Origin of the sequence: Enterobacter sp. RIT418 (assembly GCF_003057745.1) — a bacterium.
Taxonomy (GTDB): Bacteria; Pseudomonadota; Gammaproteobacteria; order Enterobacterales; family Enterobacteriaceae; genus Enterobacter.
Genome location: NZ_QBJD02000009.1, coordinates 20,348 through 37,068 on the forward strand (window position 1 = coordinate 20,348; position 16,721 = coordinate 37,068).

A 16,721-nucleotide genomic window follows, 5' to 3' on the forward strand; every position below is an offset into this window, starting at 1 on the left:
GTTTGTAATGCCCGGTGGCGCTGACGCTTGCCGGGCCTACATTTTTTGTTTTTCACCACGGTATACAGGAATACATCATGCAGTTTGACTGGAGCGCCATCTGGCCTGCCATTCCTCTCTTGCTTGAAGGCGCTAAAATGACCCTGTGGATTTCGATCCTCGGTCTGGTTGGCGGGTTGATTATCGGTCTTGTCGCCGGTTTCGCCCGCACCTACGGCGGCTGGATTGCTAACCACATCGCGCTGGTTTTCATCGAAGTGATCCGCGGCACCCCGATTGTCGTTCAGGTCATGTTCATCTACTTCGCCCTGCCAATGGCCTTCAACGACCTGCGCATTGACCCGTTCAGCGCCGCCGTTGTGACCATTATGATCAACTCCGGTGCGTACATCGCGGAAATCACCCGCGGCGCGGTGCTGTCGATTCATAAAGGCTTTAGCGAAGCGGGCCTGGCGTTAGGCCTCTCTCGTCGCGAAACCATTCGCCACGTGATCCTGCCGCTGGCGCTGCGCCGCATGCTGCCGCCGCTGGGTAACCAGTGGATCATCAGCATTAAGGACACCTCGCTGTTTATCGTGATCGGCGTGGCCGAGCTGACCCGTCAGGGCCAGGAGATTATTGCGGGCAACTTCCGCGCGCTGGAGATCTGGAGCGCCGTCGCCGTGGTCTATCTGATTATTACGCTGGTTCTGAGCTTTGTTCTGCGCCGTCTTGAAAGAAGGATGAAAATCCTGTGATTGAATTTAAAAACGTTTCCAAGCACTTTGGCCCAACCCAGGTGCTGCACAATATTGATTTGAACATCACGAAGGGCGAAGTGGTGGTCATTATTGGGCCATCCGGCTCCGGTAAATCCACGCTGCTGCGCTGCATTAACAAGCTGGAAGAGATCACCAGCGGCGATCTGATCGTCGACGGGCTGAAGGTTAACGACCCGAAGGTTGACGAGCGCCTGATCCGTCAGGAAGCGGGCATGGTGTTCCAGCAGTTCTATCTGTTCCCGCACCTGACCGCGCTGGAAAACGTGATGTTTGGTCCCCTGCGCGTGCGCGGTGCCAGCAAAGCGGCAGCGGAAGCGCTGGCGAAAGATCTGCTGGCGAAGGTAGGGCTTGCCGAGCGCTCGCACCACTACCCGTCCGAGCTGTCCGGCGGCCAGCAGCAGCGCGTGGCTATTGCCCGCGCGCTGGCGGTTAAGCCGAAAATGATGCTCTTTGATGAGCCAACCTCCGCGCTCGACCCGGAACTCCGCCACGAAGTATTAAAGGTCATGCAGGACCTGGCGGAAGAAGGCATGACGATGGTGATCGTGACCCACGAAATCGGCTTTGCTGAAAAAGTGGCGTCGCGCCTGATCTTCATCGACAAAGGGCGCATTGCCGAAGACGGTAACCCGCAGACGCTTATCGCCAACCCGCCGAGCCAGCGCCTGCAGGAGTTTTTACAGCACGTCTCCTGAGGGCATCAGCAGCCACATTAAGCCGGGCATGCCCGGCTTTTTTTCGCCAGATTGTTCCCAAAAATCCCCCTCCCCGTCCTGCCCTCTATACTTATCATTTTGTTAGACATTTTCCGGAGGATGCCGTGCCGTGGTTTCTGTTGCTTCTGATTAGCCTGTTCAGTGCGCCATCGTTCGCGGTGGCGATCCCCGGCGTCACCGCCGGAAGCACCGCCACGGAACAAACCAGCCCGCCCCCGGAACCCAGCATCGAGCAGAAAAAAGCGGCCTACGGCGCGCTGGCGGATGTCCTTGAAAACGAAGGCTCGCGCAAGGAGCTGGTGGATCAGCTGCGCAAAGCCGCCGCCACGCCGCCGCAGGAGACGGTTCCAGCCATTACGCCGCCGGAAGTGACCGAGCAAAAAACGGTGCTGGAAAACGTGACAGACGTAAGCCGCCGCTACGGCGATGCGCTCGCATCACGCTTCGCCCAGCTCTACCGCAACCTGATTGGCTCGCCCCACAAGCCGTTCAACCCCGACACCTTCTCAAACGCCGCCCGCCATTTCCTGATGCTGGCGGCCGCAATCTTTGCCTTTTACTGGCTGGTTCGCCTCTGCGCCTGGCCCCTCTATCGCAGGATGGGGCGCTGGGGACGTAAAAAAAACCAGCAAAAAAGCAGCTGGCTGCACCTGCCGCTGATGATTGCCAGCGCGTTTATTATTGATTTACTCCTGCTGGTGCTGACGCTTTTTGTCGGCCAACAGCTGGCCGACCACCTTAACGCGGGCAACAAAACCATTGCCTTCCAGCAGGCGCTGTTCCTCAACGCCTTCGCCCTGATCGAGTTCTTCAAGGCCCTCCTGCGCCTGATTTTCTGCCCGCGCGTGCCGGAGCTGCGCCCCTTTAACATCCGCAACGACAGCGCCAGATACTGGGCCCTGCGCTTAAGTATTCTGAGCGGGCTGATTGGCTACGGCCTGCTGGTCGGCGTGCCGATTATCTCCAATCAGGTCAATATTCAGTTTGGCGCGCTGGCAAACGTGCTGATCATGCTGTGCATTACCGTCTGGGCGCTGTACCTTATCTTTCACAACAAAAAGGCAATCACCCAGAGCCTGCTGCACCTGGCCGACCGCTCCCTCCCCTTCTTCAGCCTGTTTATTCGCGCCTTCGCGCTGGTGTGGCACTGGCTGGCGAGCGCCTACTTCGTCGTTCTATGCTTTTTCTCGCTGTTCGATCCGGGCAACAGCCTGAAGTTTATGATGGGCGCAACGTTCAAAAGCCTGGCCATCATCGGCGTCGCGGCGTTCGTGTCGGGCCTGCTGTCGCGCTGGATTTCTAAAACCATCACCCTCTCGCCGCAGGTGCAGCACAGCTACCCTGAGCTGCAAAAGCGGGTCAACGGCTGGATGTCTGCTTCACTCAAGGTCGCGCGCATTCTCACGGTCTGTGTGGCAATCATGCTGCTGCTTAACGCCTGGGGATTGTTCGACTTCTGGAACTGGCTGCACTACGGCGCGGGCGAAAAGACCGTCGATATTCTGATCCGCATCGCGCTGATCCTGTTCTTCTCGGCGGTGGGCTGGACGCTGCTGGCAAGCCTGATTGAGAACCGTCTGGTGTCGGATATTCACGGCAGGCCGCTGCCCAGCGCCCGCGCGCGCACGCTGCTGACGCTGTTCCGCAACGCGCTGGCGGTGATCATCAGCACCATTACCATCATGATTGTGCTCTCGGAAATCGGCGTTAATATCGCGCCGCTGCTCGCCGGTGCGGGTGCGCTGGGGCTGGCGATCTCCTTCGGCTCCCAGACGCTGGTGAAGGACATCATCACCGGCATCTTTATCCAGTTTGAAAACGGGATGAACACCGGCGACCTGGTGACGATTGGGCCGCTTACCGGCACGGTTGAGCGGATGTCTATTCGTTCGGTCGGCGTGCGTCAGGATACCGGGGCATACCATATTATCCCGTGGTCATCGATCACCACCTTCGCCAACTTCGTGCGCGGGATTGGTTCCGTCGTCGCGAACTACGACGTGGATCGTCATGAAGATGCTGACAAGGCCAAGCAGGCGCTGCGGGATGCAGTAGAAGAGCTGATGGAGATGGAGGATATTCGCGGGCTGGTGATCGGCGAGCCGTCGTTTGCGGGCATCGTCGGGCTGACGAATACGGCGTTTACGCTTCGCGTCTCGTTCACCACCCAGCCGCTGAAGCAGTGGACGGTGCGCTTTGCCCTCGACAGCATGGTGAAAAAACACTTTGACCTGGCGGAGGTGCGGATGCCGGTGCAGACCTATCAGGTGCTGCCGTCACCGGCCCCAGCGGCGCCACCTGCGCCGCAGGAGCCAACGCTGTAGCCGGATTGCCGGGTGGCGGCTTCGCCTGACCCGGCCTGCGACGCGGTGCTATTTGCGACGTTTGTTATTGTCCATAAACGTCCAGGCGATAAAGCGGCTCTGCTTCTGGCCCTGCGCCATCTCTTTTTTCACCACCTTCACCGCGCCGGCTTCGGTTAGCGCGCGGTAGAGCGGCGGCAGGTTATCCCCGCGCGACACCAGGGTGGTGAACCATTTCACCTGGCGGCCAAAGGATTTGCTTTCGGCAATCATCCGCAGGATGAACGCCACTTCTCCCCCTTCGCACCACAGCTCCTGCTGCTGGCCGCCAAAGTTCAGCGCGGCATCCTCTGCCTGACCCAGGTTGCGGCGCTTGCGCTCGCTGCCCGCACGGGCGGAATCGGCCGAGTCGTGGAACGGCGGGTTACACATGGTCGCGTCGTACTGCTCGTTTTTATGAATGATGCCGTTAAAAATGGCGGCCTCATCCTTCTGGCGACGAAGGCGAATGGCGCGGCTCAGCCCCGGGTTGGCGTTGATTATCGCCTGCGCGCTGGCAAAGGCGTCGGTGCCGATCTCGCTGCCGGTAAAACGCCACTGGTATTCGTGCGCGCCGATCAGCGGATAGATGAGGTTCGCGCCAGTGCCGATATCCAGAATGGTGGCCTGCTGCGGCACCGCGCCGTCATTTCCTTCCGCAAGCAGATCCGCCAGATGGTGAACGTAATCGGCTCGCCCCGGGACGGGCGGACAGAGAAAGCCGTCCGGGATGTCCCACTGCGCCACGCCGTAGAAATGCGCCAGCAGGGCTTTATTGAGCATTTTAACCGCCTGCGGATCGGCAAAGTTGACCGTTGGCTCGCCGGCGGGCGTTTGGACAATAAAATCCTGCAGCGGCGGGCAGCTCAGGCACAGCGCCTGCATGTCATAGCGGTTACGGTGGCGGTTGCGCGGGTGCAACCCCGGCTTGTGGGCAGTCATGGCGTTCTCCTTTTAACAGCGGCGTAAGATACCCTTTGCAGACCCAACGGTAAATGTTTCTCTACGCGGGACAAAATATCGACTAAAAACAGAAACCTGTATGTCTATGATCTGTTAGCAAATTGTCAGCTTTTGTCGTTCAAAAAATAAGCAGATCATCATCAAATTTTTGCGCTAAATCACACTCTTTAAGCTTCTAAACTTAAGGGGAATCACCCGTTGTTTCCCCTGAGGATGTGATTATGAAAAAGTACCTGACCCTTGCTGTTCTCGCCGGAACGCTTGCAACCGCGTCGTTCTCCGCGCTGTCCGTTGAGTCCCTGACCACCAGCACCGATACCGGCCAGCTTCGCCCCGCGGGTACGGTTTCCGTGAGCCGCGCCAGCAACCTTGACGATCTCCAGGATAAACTGGCTGAAAAAGCGCGCGAACAGGGCGCGAAAGGATATGTGGTGAACGCTGCCGGCGGCGATAACCATATGTACGGCACCGCCACTATTTATAAGTAAGCCTCTTCCCGCGATCGCACTGCATCCGTTTATCGGATGCAGTTTCTTTGATTCACGCCTTGATTGTTTATTTTTTAACCCCATGTAAGTTTATTACTTCCCTTACCTTGTCAGGAGGACCTATGGCTTCCGGTTGGGCAAATGACGACGCCGTCAACGAACAGATCAACAGTACAATTGAAGATGCCGTCGCGCGCGCCCGCGGCGAAATTCCGCGCGGTGAAAGTTTGCATGAATGCGAAGAGTGCGGCGATGCAATCCCCGAGGCGCGCCGCAAGGCCATTCCCGGCGTGCGGTTATGCATCGCCTGCCAGCAGGATAAAGATTCAAAAAACGCTTCCCATTCGGGATATAATCGCAGAGGATCGAAAGACAGCCAGCTGCGTTGACTTTGCTTTACCTTTTCTCACCGTTTGGCTACTCGCCTTTACGCTCACGCTTTTTAGCGAAGCGCGTAGCAAAACGTGCCCTTCTCCCGCTCTCTGTAAAGCGCGTCGACAAGAAGTGTAAAGCCGGGTTTTGAATTTATTAATATTCAATAAGTTATTTGTCATTCAATTTTTTTGACTGACCACGTCAATTCTCTTCGATTTTCTCCGGCGAAAAAAAGCGTGATACTCATCACATCGACGGAACACCGTCCCCTAACAAAAAACCTGCGAGAGATTAATTATGAAAACCATCAAATATGCTGTTGCTGCCGTTGCCCTGTCTGCCCTGTCATTCGGCGCGTTCGCCGTAGAGCCTGTCTCTTCTACCCAGGCGCAGAACATGAACAAAATCGGCGTGGTGAGCGCAGATGGCGCGACGACGCTGGACGGTCTGGAAGCGAAACTGGCTGAGAAAGCCGCGGCTGCGGGTGCCAGCGGTTATACCATCACCTCCGCAACCAACAGCAACAAGCTGAGCGGCACCGCGGTTATCTATAAATAACCGAAAGAATTATGCTCCACCCTCACTGGCCCTCTGGTGAGATGCTCCAACCCTCATTGACCCTGTTTGTTACCCCTTTTGCCCGTCCGCCACTGGACGGGCTTTTTTTTGTCAAAACGACTGCGCCACGCGCTGAAGCCCGGCCTCTACCGTTTCAACTTCTCCCGTCGCCAGCAGGCAGCAGGCCATCTGGAGCTTAATGGCGTGCGGGACCGGCACGCTTCCGGCAAGGCACTGCTCAATCCACCGCGCGGTGGTGTGCGGATCTTTGGCCTCAGGCAGTTCAACGTCGGCGCTCTCTTCTCCGCGCTCAAGCACCACGCGCGCACCGGCGGAATCGATCAGCGTCAGCTGCGGGCAGCGCAAAGGGTTAGCATACGCTTCGCCTTCCGTGCCGTGCATCAGCAGCGCCCGGCCGCCAATGTCCTCGAAGAATTTCCCCACGCGGCCAACGTATTCAGGATGCGAGACGCTGGAAAGACGCAGCGCAGCGCCTTCGTCAAAGGGCGTGGCCAGCTTCGCCAGGGTGTGCGCGCTGTTGCGCACGCCCATCCGCCAGCGCATATCGAGCTGTTTTTCCAGCGGCGGACACAGCGCCTTCACCGGAATGTAGACCGGCTGGTGCCCGTCCAGCTTCGCCTGCGCCTGCCCGGCGTGCAGCGTGGGCGCAATGCCCAGCTGTTCAAAAATCGTTTCGGTCAACACGCGGGTAGGATCTTCGCTGACCCCGTGCACGACCACCGGAAAGCCGATTTTATGCAGCAAAATCGCCAGAAGCGGCGTCAGGTTCGCCTGCTTGCGCGCGCCGTTATAGGTTGGGATCACGATCGGCATCGGCTTTGCTACCGGCGGCGTAAGGCGCAGCGTATGCGCCTGCATCGCCTCATAAAAACCGCGCATCTCGGCCTCACCTTCTCCCTTGATGCGTAGCGCAATCAGAATGCCGCCCATCTCCAGGTCCGGCACGTCGCCGTTAAGCATATGGGTATACAGCGCGCGCGCGGTCTCACGGTCCAGGTCGCGGGCATGGTTTTTACCGCGCCCTACCTCTTTGATAATTTTGCGATAATCCACGACATCTCTCCTTACTGCTTCATCTTGTTAACAATATAGCCCTGATGAACGCCTTGCCGATAGTGTTTTATCAACCCTCTGAAATTCCTAATAAAAATTAAACACAAGCAAAATCTAAATTATTTGTGATTTCTATAGAACAATCTTATCCATGCATATTTTGATTAAATAGCCAGCGGAAAGTCATTAAGCATCAGCGGTGAAAACGTCCAGGCAACGTTTCCACCCGTCATACACCAGGATTTATTATGAACAAGGTTGCATTAGGGTTAATTATCGCTGCAACGATCGGATGTTCTGCATCCGCATTCGCGGCAACAAACGGTGAAGGTCAAATTAACTTTACCGGCGAAATCATTGATTCCGCATGTCAGGTCGTTAATGGGTTAAGTAACCCGCTGAACGTCCAGCTCGGCAAAGTATCGAAAACGGTATTTACCGGCGCGGGCTCTACCAGCACATTAACGAAATTCGATATTCAGTTAAAAGATTGTCCGGAAACGGTGACGTCTGCCGCCATTAATTTCGGCGGTACGCCGGACGCTAACAATAATTCCACGCTGGCATTAACGCCGGATACGGATGCGGCGACAGGGGTTGCAATTCAGCTGGTTGATTCATCAGCACAGCCGGTGAGCTTATATACCCCGTCTAAGCAATATCCGTTAACGTCCGGTACAACCGTCAACGATCTGGAATTTGGTGCGCGTTATATTCAGACCGGAGCGGCTATTACTGCTGGTCCTGCAAACTCTGTATCTACCTTCACCGTCATTTATAACTGATATTATCAATCCTGAGATATTAGCGCCGCGTCAGGCGCTAATATCTTTTATCTTTGATGAGAAATATTTATGCGCCACGGTTATTTACTGAGCACTCTTTTACTGGTAGCAGCCACTGCACATGCAGGGGTCATTATTAATGGCACCCGCCTGGTTTACCAGGGAGATAAAAAGGAATCTTCTCTTGGCATTTCAAACCCGGATACAACGGATTATCTGGTGCAGTCCTGGGTCGATTCCGGCGGTAAAAACCTGGCTAAAGCCCCGTTCCTGATTACCCCTCCGCTGTTTCGTCTGGACGCTAAAGAAGACAACGTGCTGCGCGTCGTGCGCACGGGCGGCAATTTACCCGAAGACCGCGAGTCAATGTACTGGCTGAACATCAAGGCCATTCCGTCATCAAAGCACGTTGACGGCGTGAATACCCTGCAAATCGCCATTAATACCCGCATCAAATTGCTGTATCGCCCTGCCGCGGTGAAAGGCAGACCGGAAGACGTGGCCAACAAGCTGGAATGGCACCGCGAGGGGAACGATCTCGTCGTGAATAACCCGACGCCGTTTTACATGAATTTCCAGAGCGTCACTCTGAACGGGCATAAGGTCACCAAAGCGAACTGGGCCGTACCGAAAACGGAAACCCATTTTGCGCTGCCAGCGAATACCAACGGCAATACCGTGGCGTGGTCGATTATTACCGATTACGGCAGCATCAGCCACCCCCTGACCGCAGCACTCCATTAATCATTCGGCACGCCGGTGTATTAAATAATCATGTATAGCGACAAAAAGCCGTTTACCTGCCAACTATCTTCATTACTGGTCATTATTATTGGCCTGGTAATGGCGATCTTTGCGTCGCAGGTGATGGCAGATGATTATTTTAACCCAGCGCTGCTGGACGTAGATAATCCCCAGCAGACCAAAACCGATTTATCCGTCTATGAAAAAGGGCCGGGACAGGCGCCGGGGAAATATCAGGTCGCTATTTTTATCAATAATAATAAAATTGATACCCGCGACGTCACCTTTACCTTACAAAAAGATCGCCAGGGCAACAGCGCTCTCCAGCCCTGCTTTAGCCTGGATGAGTTACAAAGCCTGGGCATTAAGGTCAAAAATTATCCCAACCTGCTGGCAAAAGGCGCATGTGCAAACCTCAGCGCTATACCCTCCGCCTCCGCAACGTTTCACGTGCGTAACCAGCAGCTGCTGCTCAGCATTCCGCAGGTGGCGCTGGGCAAAGTTCCGCGCGGCTACATTGACCCCAAAGAGTACGACGAAGGGATCACCGCGGGCCTGCTGAACCACAGCGCAACCGCGAGCCAAAGCCACGCGCGCCAGCAGGGCGAACAAGACGCCAGCAGCCAGTACGTCAACCTCCGTCCCGGCCTCAATATCGGCGCGTGGCGCTTAAGAAACTACTCAACGTGGAACCGCAGCACCACCGGCAACACCGAGCAGCAGAAGTTCTCGTCGGTCTATACCTACGCCCAGCGCGATATCGTGGCGATGAAAAGCAGCGTAACGGTGGGGCAGAGCTCGTCCCCTGCCGACGTCTTCGATAGCGTCCCCTATACCGGTGCGCAGATTAACTCCGACAGCGACATGCTCCCGGACAGCGAAAAAGGCTACGCGCCAATCATTCGCGGCACGGCGCACAGCAACGCGCTGGTGATGGTCCGCCAGAACGGCTACGTCATCTACCAAAATACCGTCGCGCCCGGCGCGTTTGAAATTAACGATCTCTACCCAACCGGCAGCAGCGGTGACCTGCAGGTCACCGTGAAAGAGACGGACGGCAGCGAAAGCCATTTCGTGGTGCCGTACGCTTCCGTGCCGGTGCTCCAGCGCGAAAAGAACCTGCGCTACAGCGTGACCGCGGGTCGCTACCGTTCATATGACAAAGACGTGGAAAAAACGCCGTTCGCCCAGGGAAGCGCCATCTACGGCTTGCCCTATGGCTTCACGGCCTACGGCGGCGTTCAGCAGAGCAGCCACTATCGCTCCCAGGCCGTGGGCGCGGGTAAAAACATGGGCGATCTCGGGGCGTTTTCCATTGACGTTACGCGCGCGAAAGCGCTGCTGAAAAAGCAGCAGGCGAGCAAGGGCCAGTCCTGGCGCGTGCGCTACAGCAAGGATTTTGCCGGAAGCGGAACCAACTTCTCGCTGGCGGGCTACCGCTACAACAGCAAGGGTTTCTATACCCTGCAAGACACCATGGAGTCCTATACCCGCTCAAGCGACTGGTCAGCGCCGCAGCAGCGCCGGGCGCGGACGGAAGCCACCATTGACCAAACGCTGGGCGAAGGCTGGGGCTCCGTGACGCTGAGCCTGGTAAAGGAAAGCTACTGGAGCCAGAGCCAGGATATGACCTCCATGAGCGTCAGCTACAACAACAGCTGGCACGGCGTGAGCTACAGCCTGAGCTACAGCATGAATAAGAACACCAACGACAGCGACGAGAACGGCGAGTCCGTGACCAACGATAATCAGTTCTCCCTGAGCGTCTCCGTGCCGCTGGACCACTGGATGCACAACACCTGGGCCACCTACAACCTGAACAATACCAAAGACGGCACCACGCAGAACCTCGGCCTGAACGGCACGGCCCTGCAGGATAACAACCTCAACTGGAACCTTCAGGAAGGGCTGAGCACCACCGGCAGCGGCACCTCAGGCAGCGCCAATGCCGATTACAAAGGAACGTACGGCGAAGTCAGCGGTGGCGTCAGCCAGGACAAGCACCAGCAGACGCTGAACGTGGGTATTCAGGGCGGCGTGGTGGCGCACGCCAACGGCATCACCCTGACCCAGCCGCTGGGCGAAACCATCGCACTGGTGAAAGCGCCCGGCACGCACGGCACGCATATCACTAACCAGACCGGGGTCGAGACCGACTTCCGCGGCTATACGGTTGTGCCGTTCGTCACCGCCTATCGCCACAATACGATTGCGCTGGATACCGAAACGCTGCCGGACGATGCCGACATCACCCACGCGGCGCAGATCGTTACGCCAACGCGCGGCGCCGTTGTGCGCGCCACCTTTAACACCCGCGTCGGGCGTCGGGCACTGATGACGCTCACGCAGAACGGTAAGCCTCTGCCGTTCGGCGCAACGGTCACCACCGAGGATAAGGACAGCGAGTTTATTGTCGGCAATGACGGGCAGACCTACGTGTCCGGCCTGCCGCCGCGCGGCCGCCTGGCGGTGTCGTGGGGTGAAGACGCCAGCGAGCACTGCGTCGCCGACTATGCGCTCACGGACGAGAAAGATAAAACCAGCATCGCCACTGTCTCCGCGCAGTGCCATTAATTTATCGTTCGGGCTTACTCTTATGCAGATGATTAAATCATTATTTTTCGTAGCAGTTCTGGGCACGGCGGCGCTGTTTATGCCCCATGCGAAAGCGACCTGCTCAACGCCGGATATGCCGAAAATGATCAACGTGGCGTCGGTTTCGGTGCCGACAACGCTGGAGGTCGGTGAAACGATCCCCGGTACGGAGCAGACCGTGCACGTGGCCGGCAATTGCGATCAAAGCATCGACAGCGGGCTGGAGATTGTCTCCTGCTATTACGGCACCGGTACTGAAATTCCCGGTCTCAAGGGTGTCTATGACTCCGGCGTGCCGGGTGTTGGCGTCGCGTTAATGAACGATCAGGGCCAGCGCATCAGCGGCGCGGGTGGCGTAACCTGTGATTCTCGCGGGACGCCAATCGGCTACGTCTCAACCGACGGCAAGCAGTCGTTTAACTTTGACGTCACGCTTGAGCTGGTGAAAACGGGTGCTGACGTGGCGTCCGGGACGCTCATCCAGTCGCAGACGCGATTCGGCATTGGCGTGTTCGGCCACGAAGGCATTGGCAACCCGAATGACATCGAGTACTCCGGCAACGTCATTCTGCACGAGGTAACCTGCTCCGTATCGCCTAAAAACCTGACCGTCAACCTGGGGGATTTCCCCATCAGCGATTTTGTCGGCACCGGCACGCTTTCCGATCCGGCGCAAACCGTCTACATCGACGTGGACTGCGATACCACCGTGCAGCCCGAGTTGAAAATCAGCAGCGCCAACGGCTATGAGACCGCCTTTCCCGGCGTGGTGAAGCTTACCCAGCAAAGCGGCATGGCGACGGGAGTTGGCGTGCAGATGATCATCGACGGCATGCTGGCCAGCTTTGATGCCTATAGCCCCACAGGAAGCGAGGCGTTTGCCAACCAGACGCTGCGCATTCCGCTTGAATTGCGCTATGAACAGACCAGCGCGGTCGTAACGCCCGGCCCGGCCAACAGCGTTGCCACCATCACCCTTGCCTATAAGTGACATCCAATGAAAAAAACAGCGTTACTCCTGCTCCTGTGCCTGACGGCCTGCGCCCACGCGGACGAGATTGAGCTGCAAATGACCGGGAATATCTACGCCAATACCTGCGTGGTGGACAGCGAAAGCAAAAACCTTACCGTCGATTTAGGCCAGGCAGCCTCGGGCGAGTTTAAGGACGTGGGGGATACGGGGCAGTGGAAGGACTTTTCGCTCAAGGTTTCCCATTGCCCGGCAAGCCTGATGCTGGCGAACGCCTTTTTCTACGGCCAGGCCGACGGCGTACATCCAACAAAGTTTGCTAACACCGGCAGCGCAAAGGGACTGGCGCTGGAGCTGGCCGACCGCCAGGACAATATTCTGATTGCCCCGCAGGCCAGCTTTAACGTGCTGATAAACCCAAGCGACCACACGGCAGAGTTTCCGCTGGCCGCCCGCTACTACGCCACCTCCATGCCCGTCACCGCGGGGACGTTTAGCAGCGTCGTCCAGGTGACCTTCACTTACCAGTAGGACCGCGCCCCTTAGCACGGATGCTTTTCCGACGCCCGGCAGCCAGTTTTGCCGGGCGTTTTTTTACCTCAGGCACCTCTGGCTGTTCAATCGGAAACACCGGAAGAGCGTTAAGCAGACGCGGACCATAGTTTTTCGTCAGCAGGCGTTTGTCGTAAATCACCACTTCACCCCAGCAGCCGTGGCTGCGGATCAGGCGCCCTACCTGCTGAATCAGGTTGAACGACGCCGCGGGCAGGCTTTGCACCTCAAACGGATAGCGGTTCAGGCTTTTGAGCCACTCCCCTTCGGTGATCACCACCGGGCTGTCGATCGGCGGAAACGCAATTTTATGGATGTGCACCTGCGTCAGGTAATCGCCCTTGAGATCCAGCCCCTCGGCAAAGGACTGGAGCCCTACCAGCACGCTGCGCTCGCCGTTATCAATACGCTTGCGGTGGGTCTCCACCAGCCGATAGCGCGGCTGATCGCCCTGAACAAGCAGCAGCAGGCGCAGGTCGGTCACGTGCTCAAGAAAACGCTGCATCGCGCGGCCGCTGGCGAACAGCACCAGCATGCCGGGGTATTTTTTGCCCTCAACCTGCTCGCGGAAATAGGCAGCCATCTCGGCGATGTGCTGCTCCTCGTTGTCCATAAGCGGCTCAAACGTCATGCGCGGAATCACCAGCTTGCCCTGCTCGCAGTGGTTAAACGGCGAGTCCAGCGCCACAAAGCGGTCGCCCGCTTTCTCTCTCAGGCCGCTCATCTCCTGCAAGCGGGAGAAACTGTTCAGGGAGCGCAGCGTGGCGGAAGTGACAACCACGTGCGGCACGCTGCGCCAGATAAGCTTCTCAAGCTGATCGGCCACGCGAATGCCTACGCAGTGGAAAAACAGATGTACCTGCCCGTCCCGCACCTCGCGGGTGGCCCATTTGGTGACCGGCGCGCCGGACGCCTGCGCCATCGAAGCCAGCCGCCAGAGCTTGCTCTGCGATTCAAACATGCCCAGCGCGCGGTTCATCTGCAGCAGGACGCGGTGCAGTCGCACCACGTCATGGGAGCCGGTTTTCTCACTCAGATCGTTTAAGAACATCTCCGCCAGCCCGCGCAGCTTTTCGAGATGCTTTGCCAGCTGCTGGCAAATCTCCATGATCTCTTCCGGCAGTTCGCCCATCGCGAAGCGATGCTCCGCCTCCTGGGCTGCGGGAAGGTAAAGATTGAGGATGTTGTTCAGGGACGAAATAAGCGCGTACGCCTCTTCGCAGTGGTCGCTTAGCCGCTCTGGCACGGCCAGCGGCGGCGTGGTTTTCGGGCGGAACTGCTCCATGCAGGTTGCCACCAGCTTGCAGAACAGGTCGAGCTGCAGGCGAAACCACGGCGCGGTGATCTCGGCGCTCATCTCCAGCGCGTCGCGCGCCACGTCCGGCAGGTGATGGCCTTCATCCAGCACCAGCAGCAGGTTTTTCGGCTCCGGCAGAACGGCTTCGCTCTCGAGCGCCGCCATCACCAGCGCATGGTTAGCCACCACCACCTCCGCTTCCTGAATTTCGCGGCGGGCGACAAAGAACGGGCATTCGCGGTAGTAATGACAGTTGCGGTTCAGGCAGCTGGCCTTATCGGTGCTGAGCCTGCGCCACAGATCGTCGCTAACGGCTTTATCGGTGTGGTCGCGAAGGCCATCCCATTTATAGCCGTCAAGATCGGCCTTGAGCGTGGCGCACAGCTCTTGTTCCGCTTTGTTATTTGGCGTGAGATCATCGTCGAGAAACGCCAGCAGATCCTGCTGCGTCGCCTCGCTGCTGGCAAGGCCCGCCAGGTTACGCGGACACACGTAGCGCCCGCGCCCGAAGGCTGCGGTGAAGCGAAGATCGGGGATGATTTTGCGCAGCAGCGGCAGGTCTTTGCTGAAGATCTGGTCCTGCAGCGCGACGTTGGCGGTGCTGACCACCAGCGTTTTATCCTCTTCCCGGGCGATGGCAATGCCGGGAATGAGATACGAGAGGGTTTTCCCGACGCCGGTCGGGGCTTCGATGGCCAGATGTCGTCCGTCGTCCCCGGCGAGCGTTTTTGCCACGTCGGCAATCATCTGCCGCTGCGGCGCTCGGGGAATAAAGTCGGGGATCTGCTGTTGAAGCGCCTTATACCATGCGCCAATTTGCGCTTTCAGCGCAGCGGTAAGAGCCATCGGAAACCTGAAATACTGTATAAACAGCCACTATTGTGGCACTTTCTGGCGGATGCCGCAAAAAGAAAAAGCCCGGCTTTACGACCGGGCTTCCAGATTACTGCGGGCTGGCAGGCTTACGCGGGCGACGTCGGCGCTGCCCTTCCCCTGCCGGTTTTCCTTCACCGCTGCGCCACGGGTTTTCACCCGACGGTTTAGCATCGTTGCCGCGACGCGGCGGTTTACCCGATAACTTCGGCGCACCGCCTTCTGAACGACGCGGCTGCTGGCCGCGACCGCCGCCGCCCTGACCGCGACCGCCGCCACCCTGACGGCCGTTCTGAATCGGCTCCGCCTTGATGGACGGGTCCACTTCATAGCCCGGGGTTTCGATGCGCGGGATCTCTTTCTTCAGCAGACGCTCGATGTCGCGCAGCAGCTTGTGTTCGTCGACGCACACCAGGGACAACGCCTCACCGGTGGCCGCCGCGCGGCCGGTACGGCCGATGCGGTGCACGTAATCTTCCGGCACGTTCGGCAGCTCGTAGTTCACCACGTGCGGCAGCTCTTCGATGTCCAGACCGCGCGCCGCGATGTCGGTTGCCACCAGCACGCGAATATCGCCAGATTTGAACTCCGCCAGCGCGCGGGTACGCGCGCCCTGGCTCTTGTTGCCGTGGATTGCCGCGCTGCGAATGCCGTCTTTATTCAGCTGTTCAGCCAGGTGGTTCGCGCCGTGCTTGGTGCGGGTAAAGACCAGCACCTGCTGCCAGTTCCCCTTGCCGATCATCTGGGAGAGCAGCTCCCGCTTGCGCTTCTTATCCACGAAGTGAACGTGCTGCGTCACCTGCTCGGAGGCGGTGTTGCGGCGCGCGACTTCAATTTCCAGCGGATTGTGCAGCAGCTTTTCAGCCAGCGCCTTGATATCGTCGGAGAAGGTTGCGGAGAAAAGCAGGTTCTGGCGACGCGGCGGCAGCTTAGAGAGCACGCGGCGGATGTCGTGGATAAAGCCCATGTCCAGCATGCGGTCGGCTTCGTCCAGCACCAGAATTTCAATCTGATCCAGCTTAACGGCGTTCTGGTGTTCCAGATCCAGCAGACGGCCCGGCGTTGCCACCAGCACGTCCACGCCGCCGCGCAGCTTCATCATCTGCGGGTTAATGCTCACCCCGCCGAAAACCACCATTGAGCGGATGTTGAGATAGCGGCTGTACTCACGCACGTTCTCACCGACCTGAGCGGCCAGCTCGCGGGTTGGCGTCAGGATCAGTGCGCGTACCGGGCGGCGGCCTTTCGCATGCGGCTGGTTTTTGACCAGCAGCTCTAACAGCGGCAGCGTAAAGCCGGCGGTTTTACCGGTGCCGGTCTGCGCGCTGGCCATCAGGTCGCGGCCTTCCAGCACGGCAGGGATCGCCTGCTTCTGGATCGGGGTTGGCTCGCTGTAACCCTGCTCTGCAACAGCGCGCAGAATTTCTGGATTCAGGCCAAGGGAATCAAAAGACATAAAAACTCCGAACCGCCCCGACCGTCTCAGGTGTAGTTTTCAGGGAGATATAACGAATAGGGAAGGACAAAAACCACAATGTCGTGAAGCAGCGGAGTGTAGCAGCTTTTGTGACGTGGCGCATAAATATCCCTTCGTTAATCCTTGATGACCCGCTTCTCGCGGCGAGCGA

General features: G+C 58.0%; 15 protein-coding genes. 11 read left to right on the forward strand and 4 right to left on the reverse strand.

The annotated features are described in order from the left end of the window. Nucleotides 1-77 precede the first annotated feature (77 nt). The 3 genes from glnP (at nt 78) to ybiO (ending at nt 3,801) form a co-directional block, all read left to right on the forward strand. The gene (gene glnP / locus DBY73_RS12140; RefSeq protein ID WP_108367324.1) at nt 78-737 is read left to right on the forward strand and encodes a glutamine ABC transporter permease GlnP; all 660 of its coding nucleotides are present in this window, start codon (nt 78-80) and stop codon (nt 735-737) included. Further along, nucleotides 734-1,456, forward strand: a complete 723-nt coding sequence (glnQ, locus tag DBY73_RS12145) for a glutamine ABC transporter ATP-binding protein GlnQ (RefSeq protein ID WP_112011399.1) — start codon at nt 734-736, stop codon at nt 1,454-1,456. Before glnP ends, glnQ begins: the two co-directional genes overlap by 4 nt. A 125-nt stretch (nt 1,457-1,581) precedes the next feature. Next, a complete protein-coding gene (gene ybiO, locus DBY73_RS12150; RefSeq protein WP_112011400.1) occupies nt 1,582-3,801 on the forward strand; it encodes a mechanosensitive channel protein in 2,220 nt (739 codons plus the stop codon). Between the two features lie 48 nt (nt 3,802-3,849). Here ybiO and rlmF read toward each other — a convergent pair whose 3' ends face one another. Then, the gene (gene rlmF / locus DBY73_RS12155; protein WP_112011401.1) at nt 3,850-4,761 is read right to left on the reverse strand and encodes a 23S rRNA (adenine(1618)-N(6))-methyltransferase RlmF; all 912 of its coding nucleotides are present in this window, start codon (nt 4,759-4,761) and stop codon (nt 3,850-3,852) included. 242 nt (nt 4,762-5,003) lie between these two features. On the opposite strand from rlmF, the gene mcbA reads away from it, so the two are divergent. The 3 genes from mcbA to ybiJ all read left to right on the forward strand — a co-directional run bounded on the left by mcbA (nt 5,004) and on the right by ybiJ (nt 6,203). Continuing rightward, nucleotides 5,004-5,270: a DUF1471 family periplasmic protein McbA gene (gene mcbA, locus DBY73_RS12160; protein WP_112011402.1), complete on the forward strand. Its 267-nt coding sequence runs from the start codon at nt 5,004-5,006 to the stop codon at nt 5,268-5,270. Between the two features lie 122 nt (nt 5,271-5,392). After that, nucleotides 5,393-5,659, forward strand: coding sequence for a DksA/TraR family C4-type zinc finger protein (locus DBY73_RS12165; protein ID WP_112011403.1), 267 nt, complete (start codon nt 5,393-5,395; stop codon nt 5,657-5,659). A 283-nt stretch (nt 5,660-5,942) separates the two neighbouring features. After that, the gene (ybiJ, locus tag DBY73_RS12170) at nt 5,943-6,203 is read left to right on the forward strand and encodes a DUF1471 family protein YbiJ (RefSeq protein ID WP_112011404.1); all 261 of its coding nucleotides are present in this window, start codon (nt 5,943-5,945) and stop codon (nt 6,201-6,203) included. Between the two features lie 111 nt (nt 6,204-6,314). Here ybiJ and ybiB read toward each other — a convergent pair whose 3' ends face one another. Next, nucleotides 6,315-7,277, reverse strand: a complete 963-nt coding sequence (gene ybiB / locus DBY73_RS12175; RefSeq protein ID WP_112011405.1) for a DNA-binding protein YbiB — start codon at nt 7,275-7,277, stop codon at nt 6,315-6,317. A gap of 248 nt (nt 7,278-7,525) precedes the next feature. Here ybiB and DBY73_RS12180 point away from each other — a divergent pair, with 248 nt between their 5' ends. From DBY73_RS12180 to DBY73_RS12200, 5 genes are all read left to right on the forward strand, one after another. Next, entirely contained in the window at nt 7,526-8,062 is a 537-nt protein-coding gene (locus DBY73_RS12180) for a fimbrial protein (protein WP_112011406.1), read from the forward strand. Nucleotides 8,063-8,131: 69 nt separating this feature from the next. Beyond that, nucleotides 8,132-8,806: a molecular chaperone gene (locus DBY73_RS12185; protein ID WP_112011407.1), complete on the forward strand. Its 675-nt coding sequence runs from the start codon at nt 8,132-8,134 to the stop codon at nt 8,804-8,806. A gap of 30 nt (nt 8,807-8,836) precedes the next feature. Next, nucleotides 8,837-11,380 (forward strand): fimbria/pilus outer membrane usher protein, encoded by a 2,544-nt coding sequence (locus DBY73_RS12190; protein ID WP_146745766.1) that lies wholly within the window; start codon nt 8,837-8,839, stop codon nt 11,378-11,380. Nucleotides 11,381-11,402: 22 nt separating this feature from the next. After that, nucleotides 11,403-12,392 carry a fimbrial protein gene (locus DBY73_RS12195; RefSeq protein ID WP_112011408.1) on the forward strand — a complete coding sequence of 330 codons (990 nt, stop codon included), beginning with the start codon at nt 11,403-11,405 and terminating at the stop codon, nt 12,390-12,392. A 6-nt stretch (nt 12,393-12,398) separates the two neighbouring features. Beyond that, complete coding sequence (locus tag DBY73_RS12200; protein WP_112011409.1) at nt 12,399-12,902, forward strand: fimbrial protein; 504 nt, start codon at nt 12,399-12,401, stop codon at nt 12,900-12,902. Here the strand turns inward: DBY73_RS12200 and dinG are convergent. Both dinG and rhlE read right to left on the reverse strand, forming a co-directional pair. Further along, on the reverse strand, nt 12,889-15,066 hold the full coding sequence (dinG, locus tag DBY73_RS12205; RefSeq protein WP_112011410.1) for an ATP-dependent DNA helicase DinG: 2,178 nt from the start codon (nt 15,064-15,066) through the stop codon (nt 12,889-12,891). The genes DBY73_RS12200 and dinG overlap by 14 nt on opposite strands. A gap of 97 nt (nt 15,067-15,163) precedes the next feature. Next, a complete protein-coding gene (rhlE, locus tag DBY73_RS12210; RefSeq protein ID WP_112011411.1) occupies nt 15,164-16,549 on the reverse strand; it encodes an ATP-dependent RNA helicase RhlE in 1,386 nt (461 codons plus the stop codon). Nucleotides 16,550-16,721: the final 172 nt, after the last annotated feature.